At 71.3% G+C, this 12,208-nt stretch carries 12 protein-coding genes, 1 tRNA gene and 1 pseudogene; 5 read left to right on the forward strand and 9 right to left on the reverse strand.

Features of this window, described 5'->3' with window-relative positions; all coding sequences use genetic code 11:
* Positions 1 to 5: 5 nt before the first annotated feature.
* The 4 genes from QC282_RS07800 to QC282_RS07815 all read right to left on the reverse strand — a co-directional run bounded on the left by QC282_RS07800 (position 6) and on the right by QC282_RS07815 (position 4,765).
* A complete protein-coding gene (locus QC282_RS07800; RefSeq protein WP_279548653.1) occupies positions 6 to 1,295 on the reverse strand; it encodes a homoserine dehydrogenase in 1,290 nt (429 codons plus the stop codon).
* Positions 1,296 to 1,465: 170 nt separating this feature from the next.
* On the reverse strand, positions 1,466 to 2,857 hold the full coding sequence (gene lysA / locus QC282_RS07805) for a diaminopimelate decarboxylase (RefSeq protein ID WP_279548494.1): 1,392 nt from the start codon (positions 2,855 to 2,857) through the stop codon (positions 1,466 to 1,468).
* A 22-nt stretch (positions 2,858 to 2,879) separates the two neighbouring features.
* Positions 2,880 to 4,040, reverse strand: coding sequence for an ArgS-related anticodon-binding protein NrtL (nrtL, locus tag QC282_RS07810; RefSeq protein WP_279548495.1), 1,161 nt, complete (start codon positions 4,038 to 4,040; stop codon positions 2,880 to 2,882).
* Between the two features lie 245 nt (positions 4,041 to 4,285).
* A complete protein-coding gene (locus tag QC282_RS07815) occupies positions 4,286 to 4,765 on the reverse strand; it encodes a response regulator (RefSeq protein WP_279548496.1) in 480 nt (159 codons plus the stop codon).
* A 281-nt stretch (positions 4,766 to 5,046) separates the two neighbouring features.
* Between QC282_RS07815 and QC282_RS07820 the strand changes: the two genes are divergently transcribed.
* Positions 5,047 to 5,118: transfer RNA gene (locus QC282_RS07820), tRNA-Arg, on the forward strand.
* A 170-nt stretch (positions 5,119 to 5,288) separates the two neighbouring features.
* On the opposite strand, the pseudogene QC282_RS32400 reads toward QC282_RS07820, so the two are convergent.
* Positions 5,289 to 5,729 (reverse strand): annotated as a pseudogene (locus tag QC282_RS32400) (DUF6083 domain-containing protein); the annotation flags it as partial.
* On the opposite strand from QC282_RS32400, the gene QC282_RS07825 reads away from it, so the two are divergent.
* On the forward strand, positions 5,645 to 6,814 hold the full coding sequence (locus QC282_RS07825) for a PP2C family protein-serine/threonine phosphatase (RefSeq protein WP_279548497.1): 1,170 nt from the start codon (positions 5,645 to 5,647) through the stop codon (positions 6,812 to 6,814). The pseudogene QC282_RS32400 and the gene QC282_RS07825 sit on opposite strands and share 85 nt — an antisense overlap.
* A gap of 256 nt (positions 6,815 to 7,070) precedes the next feature.
* Complete coding sequence (locus tag QC282_RS07830) at positions 7,071 to 7,550, forward strand: ATP-binding protein (protein WP_279548498.1); 480 nt, start codon at positions 7,071 to 7,073, stop codon at positions 7,548 to 7,550.
* Between the two features lie 213 nt (positions 7,551 to 7,763).
* Here the strand turns inward: QC282_RS07830 and QC282_RS07835 are convergent, their stop codons facing one another.
* The 3 genes from QC282_RS07835 to QC282_RS07845 form a co-directional block, all read right to left on the reverse strand.
* The gene (locus tag QC282_RS07835) at positions 7,764 to 7,949 is read right to left on the reverse strand and encodes a hypothetical protein (protein WP_279548499.1); all 186 of its coding nucleotides are present in this window, start codon (positions 7,947 to 7,949) and stop codon (positions 7,764 to 7,766) included.
* 42 nt (positions 7,950 to 7,991) lie between these two features.
* Entirely contained in the window at positions 7,992 to 8,351 is a 360-nt protein-coding gene (locus QC282_RS07840; protein ID WP_279548500.1) for a hypothetical protein, read from the reverse strand.
* A gap of 238 nt (positions 8,352 to 8,589) precedes the next feature.
* Positions 8,590 to 9,657 (reverse strand): Ku protein, encoded by a 1,068-nt coding sequence (locus QC282_RS07845; protein ID WP_279548501.1) that lies wholly within the window; start codon positions 9,655 to 9,657, stop codon positions 8,590 to 8,592.
* Positions 9,658 to 9,720: 63 nt separating this feature from the next.
* Between QC282_RS07845 and ligD the strand changes: the two genes are divergently transcribed.
* Positions 9,721 to 10,602: a non-homologous end-joining DNA ligase gene (ligD, locus tag QC282_RS07850; protein WP_279548502.1), complete on the forward strand. Its 882-nt coding sequence runs from the start codon at positions 9,721 to 9,723 to the stop codon at positions 10,600 to 10,602.
* 94 nt (positions 10,603 to 10,696) lie between these two features.
* Here ligD and QC282_RS07855 read toward each other — a convergent pair whose 3' ends face one another.
* Positions 10,697 to 11,527 (reverse strand): nuclease-related domain-containing protein, encoded by an 831-nt coding sequence (locus tag QC282_RS07855; RefSeq protein WP_279548503.1) that lies wholly within the window; start codon positions 11,525 to 11,527, stop codon positions 10,697 to 10,699.
* A 123-nt stretch (positions 11,528 to 11,650) separates the two neighbouring features.
* On the opposite strand from QC282_RS07855, the gene QC282_RS07860 reads away from it, so the two are divergent.
* Positions 11,651 to 12,154 (forward strand): dual specificity protein phosphatase family protein, encoded by a 504-nt coding sequence (locus QC282_RS07860; protein ID WP_279548504.1) that lies wholly within the window; start codon positions 11,651 to 11,653, stop codon positions 12,152 to 12,154.
* Positions 12,155 to 12,208 lie beyond the last annotated feature (54 nt).

The raw sequence follows: 12,208 nt of genomic DNA on the forward strand, positions 1-12,208 counted from the left end.
GCTGGTTACTCTCCTTCAACCCGCATGATGCTGGCGACACCACGCACGGTGTCGAGCTTGCGCAACGCCTCGACGGTCCCGCTGAGGGCGGCGTCGGACGCACGGTGGGTGACCACGACGAGGGAGGCCTCGCCGTCCTTGCCCTGCTGCCGAACCGTGTCGATGGACACGCCGTGCTCGGCGAAGACGGTGGCCACCTGGGCGAGGACACCCGGTTTGTCGGCCACGTCCAGACTGATGTGGTAGCGCGTGACGACGTCGCCCATGGGCGACACGGGCAGCGCGGCGTACGCGGACTCGCCGGGGCCGGTCGAGCCGCTGAGCCGGTTGCGGCAGACGGCGACCAGATCGCCGAGCACGGCGGAGGCCGTGGGCGCGCCTCCGGCGCCGGGGCCGTAGAACATGAGCTGCCCGGCGGCGTCGGACTCCACGAACACGGCGTTGTACGCGCCGCGGACGCTGGCCAGCGGGTGGCTCAGCGGGATCATCGCGGGATGCACGCGCGCGGTGACCGACGCACCGTCCGCGGCCCGCTCGCAGATGGCGAGCAGCTTGATGGTGCAGCCCATCTCCTTGGCGGAGGCGAAGTCGGCGGCGGTGACCTCGGTCATGCCCTCGCGGTAGACGTCGTCCAGCCGCGCGCGCGTGTGGAAGGCGATCCCGGCGAGGATGGCGGCCTTCGCGGCGGCGTCGAAGCCCTCGACGTCGGCGGTCGGGTCGGCCTCGGCGTACCCGAGGGCGGTGGCCTCGTCCAAGGCCTCCTGGTAGCCGGCGCCCGTCGAGTCCATCTTGTCGAGGATGAAGTTGGTCGTGCCGTTGACGATGCCCATGACCCGGTTGATCTTGTCGCCGGCGAGGGACTCGCGCAGCGGCCTGATCAGCGGGATCGCACCGGCGACGGCGGCCTCGTAGTAGAGGTCCTTGTCGTGCTCCTCGGCGGCGGCGTGCAGCGCGGCGCCGTCCTGGGCGAGCAGGGCCTTGTTGGCGGAGACGACGGAGGCGCCGTGCTCGAAGGCGGTCGTGATGAGCGTGCGGGCGGGCTCGATACCGCCGATGACCTCGACGACCACGTCGAGGTCACCGCGTTTGACGAGGGCGGTGGCGTCGGTGGTGATGAGGGCGGGGTCGATGCCCTCGCGCACCTTGGACGGCCTGCGGACCGCCACGCCCGCGAGCTCCACGGGCGCCCCGATCCTGGCCGCGAGGTCGTCGGCGTGCGTCGTCATGATGCGCGCCACCTCTGAGCCGACCACTCCACAGCCCAGCAGCGCCACCTTCAGCGGACGCGTACGCATCATCCGACCTCGTTTCCTCACATACCGAATACGCGAATACGGTTCAACCAGTCTCACTCACCGGACGGGACTTCCTGCGCCTCGTCCGGATCGTGAGACGTCTATTTCATTGTGGTGGCCGGGAAGACCGAAGATCTTCCTTGGCCAGGCGGAACCCGGGTGGGCTCCTCTCATCCCACGTCGAGACGCAGGAGATCCTCCTCCGTCTCCCGTCGGACGATCAGCCGGGCCTCGCCCTCGCGCACGGCGACCACCGGCGGGCGCGGCACGTGGTTGTAGTTGCTGGCCATCGACCGGCAGTACGCGCCCGTCGCCGCCACCGCGATCAGGTCACCCGGTGCCAGGTCGGCCGGCAGGAACGCGTCCCGCACCACGATGTCACCGCTCTCGCAGTGCTTGCCGACCACCCTCGTCAGCATCGGCTGCGCCTCGGAGACCCGGGAGGCCAGCGCGACGGTGTACTCGGCGTCGTAGAGCGCCGTGCGGATGTTGTCCGACATGCCGCCGTCGACGGAGACGTACGTGCGCAGCCCGTCGAGCGGCTTGACCGTGCCGACCTCGTACAGCGTGAAGGCGGTGGGCCCGACGATGGCACGCCCCGGCTCGACCGAGATGCGCGGCGTGCGCAGCCTGGCGGCCTCGCACTCACGGACCACGATCTCGTTGAGCGCCTTGGCGATCTCGTGCGGCTCGCGGGGGTCGTCGTCGCGGGTGTAGGCGATGCCGAGCCCGCCACCGAGGTCGATCTCGGGCAGCTCGACACCGTGCTCGTCCCGGATGTCCTTCAGCAGTCCGACGACGCGGTGGGCGGCGACCTCGAACCCGGACATGTCGAAGATCTGCGACCCGATGTGCGAGTGGATCCCGATGAGCTCGAGACCGTCGAGCCGCAACGCCCGCCGCACGGCCTCGGCGGCCTGCCCGCCGGCCAGCGGAATGCCGAACTTCTGGTCCTCGTGCGCGGTGGCGATGAACTCGTGCGTGTGCGCCTCCACGCCGACGGTCACGCGAATCTGCACGCGCTGCCGCTTGCCGAGCTCCTGGGCGATGTGGGCGACGCGCACGATCTCCTGGAAGGAGTCGAGCACGATCCGCCCGACCCCGGCCCCGACGGCCCGCCGGATCTCCCCCGCGTCCTTGTTGTTGCCGTGGAAGGCGATCCGCTCGGGGTCCATCCCGGCGGACAGGGCGGTGGCCAGCTCACCCCCGGAGCACACGTCGAGATTGAGCCCCTCCTCGTTCAGCCACCGCACGACGGCACGCGAGAGGAACGCCTTGCCGGCGTAGAAGACATCGGCGTCCGGCCCGAAGGCGGTACGCCAGGCCCGGGCCCGGGCCCGGAAGTCGGCCTCGTCCAGGACGTAGGCGGGCGTGCCGAACTCCTCGGCGAGCCGGGTGACGGGGATGCCGCCGACGACGAGGACACCGTCCTCGTCACGCGTGACGGTCTGCGCCCACACGTTGGCGTCGAGGGCGTTGAGATCGGTGGGCGGGGCGGTGTAGTGCCCCTCGGGAAGGACGTCGGCGTGACGGGGCCCGGCGGGGTGTGCGGAACGGCTCATTTCTCCGGTAACTCTCTACGTCTCAGAGGTGGTCGGGTGCGTCGATGCCGAGCAGGGACAGGCCGCCGGCCAGCACCGTCCCGGCGGCTTCGGCAAGAGCGAGCCGGGCACGGTGGGCGGCCGAGGGTTTCTCCTCACCGACGGGCAGCACGACGGGAAGGAAGGACAGCACGGCATCGGCAACGTCGACGAGGTGCCGGGCGAGACGATCGGGCGCGTACGCGGTGGCGGCGACGCGGAGGATGCGGGGGTGGTCGGCGAGGGAGGTCAGGAGGGGGGTGGGGGCGGTGATTGCGGTGAGGGCGGGGCCGGGGGTGTGGCCTGGTGCCGTGGCGGCTGTCCCGGCGCTGCCGCCGGGGTTGGCCAGGGGGCCGGGCTCGGGGGTGAAACCGAGGTCGGCGGCGTTGCGCAGGAGGGCGCGGGTACGGGCGTGGGCGTACCGCACGCGGAAGAGCGGGTTGCTCTCACGCTGGACGAGATGCTCCTCGCCGATGCGGGGCCGGTCGTGGGGCGCGGGGTACAGCAGCGCCCAGCGCGCGGCGTCACGGCCGAGGGAGGTGGGGTCGGCGGGGGCGGGGACGGGCCGGACGCGGATGTCGCCGTCGAGCGGTTGCCGCACCTCGTGAGGGCCGAGGTCGAGGCCGAGCGTGCGGAGCCACTCGGCCTCGGGCGGGGCGTCGCAGGCGACCCGCACGTCGGCGCCCTGGGCCCGCAGCAGGCGGGTGGCGACGTCCATGACGACGAGGGCGCGGATCTCACGGGGGGCGTGCAGTGAGAGGCGGGTGGGGGCGGCGTGCCCGTCGGGCAGGGCACCCCCGGCACGGTGCTCGTGTGCGTGCCCGTACCGCGCACCGAGCCGGAGGATTTCCTCGACGAGCAGGGCGGGTGCGGTGTCGCACAGCCGGATGTTGATGAACCCCGGAGGGGTGACGACCACGTCCTCGATGGCGTGCCCGGGGCCGAGGTCGAGCAGATGGGCGCGCAGGATGCCGGCGACACGGAGGGGCGGCTGTCCGGCGGGCCGGGCGAGCCGGAGGGCGACGTTGGTGGCGTAGTCACCACACCCACCGGGCCCGGGAGGCCCGACCACGACCCGCTCAGGAACGGTCACGCTCAGCTCTCCCCCGTCGACAGCACGACGCACGGCGTGCAGCACGGTGCGGGAGAGCTCGACGGGGGTCACGGGACAAGCGTATGGGAGGAGGGGGGTGGGTATGCGAACCGGTTTGGGGGAGGGTCCGGGATGTGGACGGAGGGGACCCGACAGCCATGCCGCGACGAGCCGGCGCGGCGCGCGCGGGCGTGGCGTACCGAACTGCGGCGCGCGCGGGCGTGGCGTATCGAGCTACTGACACCGCGGGACCGAACGACGTCGGCCGACGACAGCTGCGGCACCGGCTACGGCGCCGACTGCGTCGCCGACTGCCGTCAGCTACCGGCGGGCTCGGCCTCCCCGGCCCCGAGCACGCTCCCGAACCCGGATGAGCCGCCGGCGTCGCCCGCCGAACCACCCCCACGGATCCCCCGCTGCCCGTTCCGCTCGACCAGCCGCCGCACGACGCGGACGAGCTCGGCGGGCTCGAAGGGCTTGGCGAGGAACGCGTCGACGCCGACGTCGAGGCCGGCCTCGACCTCGAACTGCGTGCATGCGCTGACGATGGCGAGGGGAAGATCACGGGTGAGCGGATCGGCACGCAGCCGGGCGGCGGTCCGGAGGCCGTCGAGCCGGGGCATGACGACGTCGAGGGTGACAACGTCGGGCCGCACGTGATGGACGACTTCAAGACACTCGGCACCATCGGCCGCGGTCACGACCTCGAGGCCCTCGAGCTCGAGATTGACCCTGATCAGCTGCCGGATGACCTTGTTGTCGTCCACAACGAGGACCCGGCCCGAAGCGCCTGGCACAACTCGAGAGTAGGTCGAGACCGGTCAGCGCGTCCGGGTTTTCCCCACTTCCACCCCCTGCGGGGGACGAGGGGACGGCGGGCTGACGCGATTGGGGGCACCGGATGCCGGGGCGGCGGGGCCCCGAGGGCGATAGGGGGCGGTAGGGACGGGCGGCGGAAGCACCGAGGCCGACGTGGGGCCGAGAACCGCCCGACGTGCGGGAAACCCGTTCATGACCACCCCGGCGGAGCTGGTAGTGTTTCACCCGTCGCCGCGAGCAACACCCAACGCCGCGACACGCCCCCGTAGCTCAGGGGATAGAGCAACGGCCTCCGGAGCCGTGTGCGCAGGTTCGAATCCTGCCGGGGGCACCCTGTATGAGGTGCCCAAAGACCCCGTCACCAGCGGAAACGCTGAGGCCGGGGTCTTCGCGTATGTGCAGGCGTGTGCCGCTCGGAGCGGCTGAATGTCGGGGCCTTGCCTGCCGCGCGTTCTCCCCTCGGGGGCTCGTGTCAGCCACGGCCGCAGATCCGGCAGAGGCCGTGCCGGGCAGGCGAGCCGGTGCTCCGGTACGGCACCGCTGGGACTGATCCGGCGGACACACCGCGTAGACCGCCACCCGGCCGTCGGAGAACTCGATCCACCGATGTTCCGCCGGCACCGTATGGGCCGGCGGATTCAACTCCGGCTCCAGCAGCACCCAGCGACTTCCCGGACGGGCCTGGAGGTGACCGGCCTGCGGGTGCAACGGCGGCGAAGGCGGGCCGGGGGCGCGCCGTTCGCGTCGTGCCGAGGGACCGGCCAGTGGGGAGGACGCCGTGACCTGGGGTGATGGCCGTACCAGGTGAGGTCGGCGAAAGCCGGGGAATACGTGGCGACATCGGATAGGAGGTTGCCGTGGAGGGTGGAGACCTGGAACTGGGCGAGCTTCTGGCCGCCGCGGAGGCCGCACCGCCCGGGGAGTCCGTCGGCGTGATCGCACACGACCTGCGCAAGCGCTTCGGGGCGGAGCGTGTGTCGTTCCTGTTCGTCGATCTCATGGGGCAGCGGCTGCTGCGCCTGACCGCGCCGGCCGAGGGTGACAGGGCGGACGGCGCCGAGCGGATCGGTCTGGAGGGCACCGTCTACAACACGGTTCTCCGCAGGCAGCGCCAGCATGTGGAACCGGACGGCCAGGGCGGGCGGCGCGTGATCTCGCCGGTGACCAATCGCGGTGACTGCATCGGTGTGCTGGAGGTGACACTGCAGTACGCCGACGACACCGTGCTCGGACAGATCAGCGACGCGGCCCACGCGCTGGCCTACATCATCGTCACGGACCGGCGCTTCACCGACCTGTACCACGCGGGCCGACGCACCACCCGGACCAGCCTGGCCGCCGAGATCCAGCACCAGCTGCTTCCTTCCGCCTCCTGCTGCGAGGCCCCCCAGTTCACCCTCGCCGCAGGACTGGTCCCGGCCGACGACATCGGCGGCGACACCTACGACTACACCCTCGACCGGGACACACTGCACCTGTCCATCACCGACGCCATGGGCCACGACACCGACTCCGCCCTGCTGGCCACGTTGGTCATGGGTGCGTTGCGCGGCGCCCGCCGCAGTGGCTGCGACGCGCTCCAGCAGGCCCAGCGCGCCCACGACGCCCTGCTGGCCCACGGTCGCGGACTGGCCACCGGACAACTGCTGTGCGTCCGCCTTGAGACGGGCACCTGCGAGCTGGTCAACGCGGGACATCCCTGGCCTCTGCGTCTGCGGGACGGCGCCGCCGAGGTCGAGGAGGTCAAGCTCGCCGTCAACCTGCCGTTCGGTGTGGCGGCGCCCATCTCCTACGAGCTCCAGGAGCTTCAGTTGCGCCCCGGCGACCGTTTGATCCTGCTCACCGACGGCATGCAGGAACGCGGCGCCGCAGCTGTCGACCTGGCCTCTCTCGTGCGCGACACCCGCTCCTCGCATCCCAGGGAGGCCGTCCGCACGCTGACGGCCGCGGTACTGGATGCCTGCCGGGGCAACCTCAAGGACGACGCCACCGCCCTCATCCTGGACTGGCACGGTCCCCGGCGATGACACCGGCACAGCGGGCCGAGGGCATCTCCCGCCTGTGACCTTGATCCGGGCCCGGCTCATACCGTCTCCGGCCCGTCCGAGGTGGGAACGCGCCGTTGCGCGGCCACCGCCACGCAAGCGTACGCCGCAGCGCGGTGTCGACCACCCCCTGTGTGCGGTCGGCCTGAATCGTCCTTGTGCGGGGCAGCCGACGAGCAGCCGTGCCATGCTGCCCGGGAGACGGCGTGAATTTCTTGTGGCGATCATATGAGGGCGCATGGGGCAGACCGCGGGGCATGAGGGGCAGCGGAGAGGAGACAGCCATCCGCCGTCGGCGTCGGCCGCCTACGACGGTGACTCCTCCTGCATCGGCGCAGCGCGGCACTTGGCCGCCGACTTCCTCACCGACGTGCAGGCCGTGCACGGGCTGCCGGTGTCCGAGCGGGCGCTGGGCATGACACAGCTGGTGGTCAGCGAACTGGTCACCAACGCGGTGAAGTACGCGCCCGGACCGGTCATGCTCGATCTGCAGATCGTTGACGGTGCGGTACGGGTAACGGTGTGGGACAGCGACCCGGTCCTGCCGGACGTCGCCGCCACCGACCCGCAGCGCGTCGGGCGGCACGGCCTGGAAATCACCCTCGCCGTCAGCCAGGGCTATGAAGTCCACCGTGAACCGGTCGGCAAACGCATCACGGCAGTGATCGCTCTGGCCGACGACCCCAGCGGGAACGTCGCCGGCCGCACTGCTCCGTGAAGGGGCCGATGGCGGCGCCGACTTGCATGACAGGGCTCGCTCCGGAGTCCGAGACGACTTCTTCCTGCCGGCCCACGTTCACCCGCCACGACCGCGCTGCACGGATCTTGGTCCCGCCCTACCAGGGCAGCCCCGCGCCGACCACCACCCATCCGGCCAAGGTGAAACGACGGTCGACTCGACAGCGGGCGGTGGCAGCCGGCGCATCGCCTCTCAGTGATGGCGAGGGGCCTGCCCATCCCCACTGCGGTGCGGGGCGCGCTGAGGGCCCAGAAGTTCCGCCGCCTGGTGCTGGGTTCGGGCCGCTGCCTCCTGGGCCGCTGTCACCGCGTCGCCGAGTTCGCGGATCAGGTCCTCGTAGATCGGCGGGTGGTTGCCTTCGGTGGTCGTGCTTGTCACGGTGCCGTTTCTTCCTTTCGCTGTCGCACAGGCCCCGTGCCGTCAGGCGCGGTTGAGGCGGGCCGCTATTCCGTGGCCGACGAGGAGATAGACGACCGCCGGGAGGCCGTAATTGAGGGCGACTCGCAAATTCTCCGTGTCCATCGTGAAAATGTCCTGTGCCCATCCGGACAGCCAGTCGGCCGTGCCGTGGACGAAATCGACGAACGCGTTGGCCTGGTTCGCGTCCAGCAGGTACAGCACGATCCACAGGCCCAAAAAGCCGGCCGCGATGTCCGCGATCGTGCAGATCGTCAGGGCTGCGCGGCGTGCTGTCGCCTGGTTGTCGCGCTGCGGGCGTTCGGGGCGCGCGGGCTGCTGGTCGTAGGTCTGGTGTCCGGGTACCGGGTCAATGCCGCTCACGGGGAATCCGATCTGACGCATGGGGGACGGGGATGTTCGGCTTCTCTCCCCTTCTTCTGCGTCCGGCTGTCGCCGTTGCGTTACACCCCGGGGTTGCGCTGCGCACTTATCGATTTCTGTTCCGGTACTTGTGGATATGACTTTGTGTGTCCTTTATTTGCGGATGCGATCCTCCTTCCGTTCCGAGCCGATCCGCCGCCCGTGATACCCGCGATCCCGCGGTTCCCGCCGTCCCGCGTCATGCCGAGCGCTTGCGCGGTGCGGCCTTCTTCGCCGGTGTCTTCTTCGTTGCCGCCGCTTTCTTAGTCGTCCCGCCCTTGCCCGACGATGACGACGATGACGACGACGCCGATGCCGCCGTCGACTTCTTCGCCCCCGTCGCCTTCGTCCCCGTCGTCTTCTTCGCAGCCGCCTTCTTCGCCGCGGTCTTCTTCGCCGTCGACGTCGACTTCTTCGTGCCCGTCTCCTTCGGCGCCGCGCGGGACGCGGACCGCTTGCGCTGCGGGAGGTCGTGGACCTCGGCCTCCTCGCCCCGCGACTCCTTCGCCGCGCGGACGCTGCTCTCCAGTGCCGCCATGAGGTCCAGGACCTTGCCGCCGGTCGCCGGTTCCGGGGACTCGGGGGGTGCCTCGCCCGCGGCCTTCGCGGCGATGACCTCCTCGACCGCCTCGCGGTACTCGTCGTGCAGGTCCTCCAGGTCCACCTCGCCGAGGGTGTCCATCAGGGCGTCCGCCAGGTCGAGTTCCTTGTCGCGGACCGTGACGTCCGTGTCGGGGGCCACGCCCTCCGGAGCGCGCACCTCGTCCGGCCAGAGCAGGCCGTGCATCGCGATGGCGTCGCCGACCACGCGCAGCATGCCCAGGCGTTCCCGGCCGCGCAGCGCGAACTTGGCGATCGCCACCTTGTGGCTGCGCTTGAGCGCCTCCCTGAGCAGCGTGTACGGCTTGGCCGCCGGCGCTCCGCTCGCCGCCAGGTAGTACGCCGCGTCCATCTGGAGCGGGTCGATGCGGTCCGCCGGCACGAACGCCACGATCTCGATGGTCCTGGCCGTCGGGAGCGGCAGGTGGGACAGGTCTTCGTCCGTGATCGGGATGATCGAGCCGTCCGCGTCCTCGTAGCCCTTGCCGATCTCGGAGGTCGTGACCTCGCGGTCCTCCAGTTCGCAGAACTTGCGGTAGCGGATGCGGCCGCCGTCCTCCGTGTGGATCTGGCGGAACGAGATCGAGTGGCTCTCGGTGGCGTTGACCAGCTTGATCGGGATGCTGACCAGGCCGAACGAGATGGCTCCGTTCCATATGGATCTCACGTGCAGCACCCTTTCGACGGGGTCGACGCCGGGTTCCTCCCGATTTCATGGGATTCTCATCGTATGACGCCGATCACAGAGGTGGAGGGGCGACGGGTCGCGCTCAGCAACCTGGCGAAGGTGCTGTATCCCGCGACCGGCTTCACCAAGGGCGAGGTGCTGCACTACTACGCGACCGTCGCCGAGGTCCTGTTGCCCCATCTGCGTGATCGGCCGGTGTCCTTCCTGCGGTATCCGGACGGCCCCGAAGGTCAGGTCTTCTTCACCAAGAACGTGCCGCCCGGTACGCCCGACTGGGTCACCACCGCCGAGGTCCCCCGCTCCGAGGGGCCGGCCCGGATGGTGCTCGTGCAGGACCTGCCGAGCCTGATGTGGGCCGCCAACCTCGTCACCGAGTTCCACACCCACCAGTGGGTCGTCCAGGAGCCCGGGCTCGCCGACCGGATCGTCTTCGACCTCGATCCCGGTCCGCCCGCCACCGTCGTCCACTGCTGCGAGGTCGCCCTGTGGCTGCGGGACCGGCTGGCCGCCGACGGCATCGAGGCCCACACCAAGACCTCCGGGTCCAAGGGACTGCATCTGCTGGCCGCCGTGCGGGGCGCCTCCTCCGACCGCGTGTCCGAGTACGCCAAGGAACTGGCCGTCGAGGCCGAGAAGGCCATGCCCCGGCTGGTCCTGCACCGCATGACGCGCAGCCTGCGGCCCGGCAAGGTGTTCGTCGACTGGAGCCAGAACGCCGCCCGGAAGACCACCGCGACGCCCTACACGCTGCGCGCCCGCGCCGAACCCATCGTCTCCGCGCCCGTCACCTGGGACGAGGTCGAGGCCTGCGGCGATCCCGCGCAGCTGTCCTTCCGGGCGGGCGACATCGCGCCCCGGCTGCAGGACTACGGGGATCTCATGGCGCCGCTGTTCGACGCGGACCGTGCCGGGGCGGTTTCCTGACCGACGCGGACCGCGCCGGGGCGGTTTCCTGACCGACGCGGACCCCGCCGGACCGGCGTCCTGGCCCTTCACCCACCAGCCGGCCCCGGACGCCTCACACTCTCGCCCACGTCCTCCTGTCCCGCGCCATCGCGTGCAGGCCGTCCACGTCCCCCGGCTTCAGCACGCCGCCCAGTCGGCCCAGGCCCGGCACGTCGTCGTCCGTCAGGACGCGGGTTGCCCGGGGTGCGGCGGTGATCCTCAGGTCCGCCGGGCCGACCAGGACCAGGACCAGGCGGACCTCGGCCGTCAGCGCGTAGGTCGCCCTGGCGGCGTCGGTGCGGAGCCCGCGGAGTACGGGGCCCGGGTCGCGGCGGCCCAGGGCGAGCACGGGGTCGTTCACGGTCACCCGCTGCCTGCGGGCGTACAGGGTGCGCACGGCGAACAGGCCGCCCGGCCCGATCAGCAGGTGGTGGATGCGGCCGCCGCCGGGCAGCGGGACCGAGTGCAGCGCGTACCAGCCGGCGCCGTCCATGCGGTCCAGGGCGGTGCCGACCGTCTGTTCCGCCTCCAGGGCCCGGCGGCGCGGGTCGGGGCGCAGCCGGCGCTGCGGGCCGGGGTCGCGTTCGAGGGCGACGAGGAGGGCCTCGCCGGGGCGGTTGGGGGCCAGGTCGTCGTCCGGGTGGAGGGACAGACGGGCCAGTTCGGCGGGCGTCGGCACGGGAGGCGGGCCCACCGCGACCGGGCCGGTGAGGAAGGGGCCCAGGGCTTCCAGTACGTCGTCCCTGTGGTCGTCGCCGAGGAGGTTGATCCGGGCCGCGTCACGGTCGTACCAGGCGATGTCGCTGCCGTCGCCGGCGCAGACGTACAGCCGTTCCCGGCCGTGGCGCCATGTCGGTACGACGCGCAGGCGGCGCCGGCCGCTGTGTCCGGAGGGTTCGCTCATGCACCATCACCCCACGATCCATGGGAACAGGCGGGGTGCTGCGGGGGCAAGAACCCGGCTACCTTTGACAGGAGTTGACCTGTTCCGCCGGGCGGGGCCCCGGGAGGGGTTGGGGAGGCGCTGTTGCGTACGCGCAGGACAGAACCCGTACCGGCTCCGGATCACCCCTGGGACGAGATCGTGCCGGGGCTGTGGATGGGCGGGCACGAGTTCAAGGGGCACGCCGGGTATCCGGAGTTCGCCGTGGTGCGGGGCCAGTTCGATCTTGTGCAGTCGCTGGTGCGGTTGCCGGGGCACGGGCCCGATCCCGGCGTGGAGCACCAGGTGTGGCCGATCCCCGACGGACCGCTGGACGGGACGCAGCTCGCCGGGGTCATACGGCTGGCGGAGGCGGCGTGCGCGGCGCTGGACGCGGGCCGCAAGGTCCTCGTCCGTTGCTGTCACGGGTACAACCGGTCGGGGATCGTCGTCGCGCACGCCCTGACGCGCCGGGGGATGTCCGCCGACGCCGCGGTCCGGCTGATCCGGGCCCGCCGCTCGTCGTGGGCGCTGCACAACGAGTTGTTCGTGGAGTATCTGCGGGCCGGGCTGGCCACGGCGCGGCTGCTGGAGGAGCTCGCCGAGTAGCGCCCGCCGGGGCGTGGCGTACGGCGTCGTGCCTGCGCAGAGCGGACGTGCGCG

The sequence above is a fragment of the Streptomyces sp. DH24 genome (assembly GCF_029813775.1).
In the GTDB taxonomy this organism is placed as follows: Bacteria; Actinomycetota; Actinomycetes; order Streptomycetales; family Streptomycetaceae; genus Streptomyces.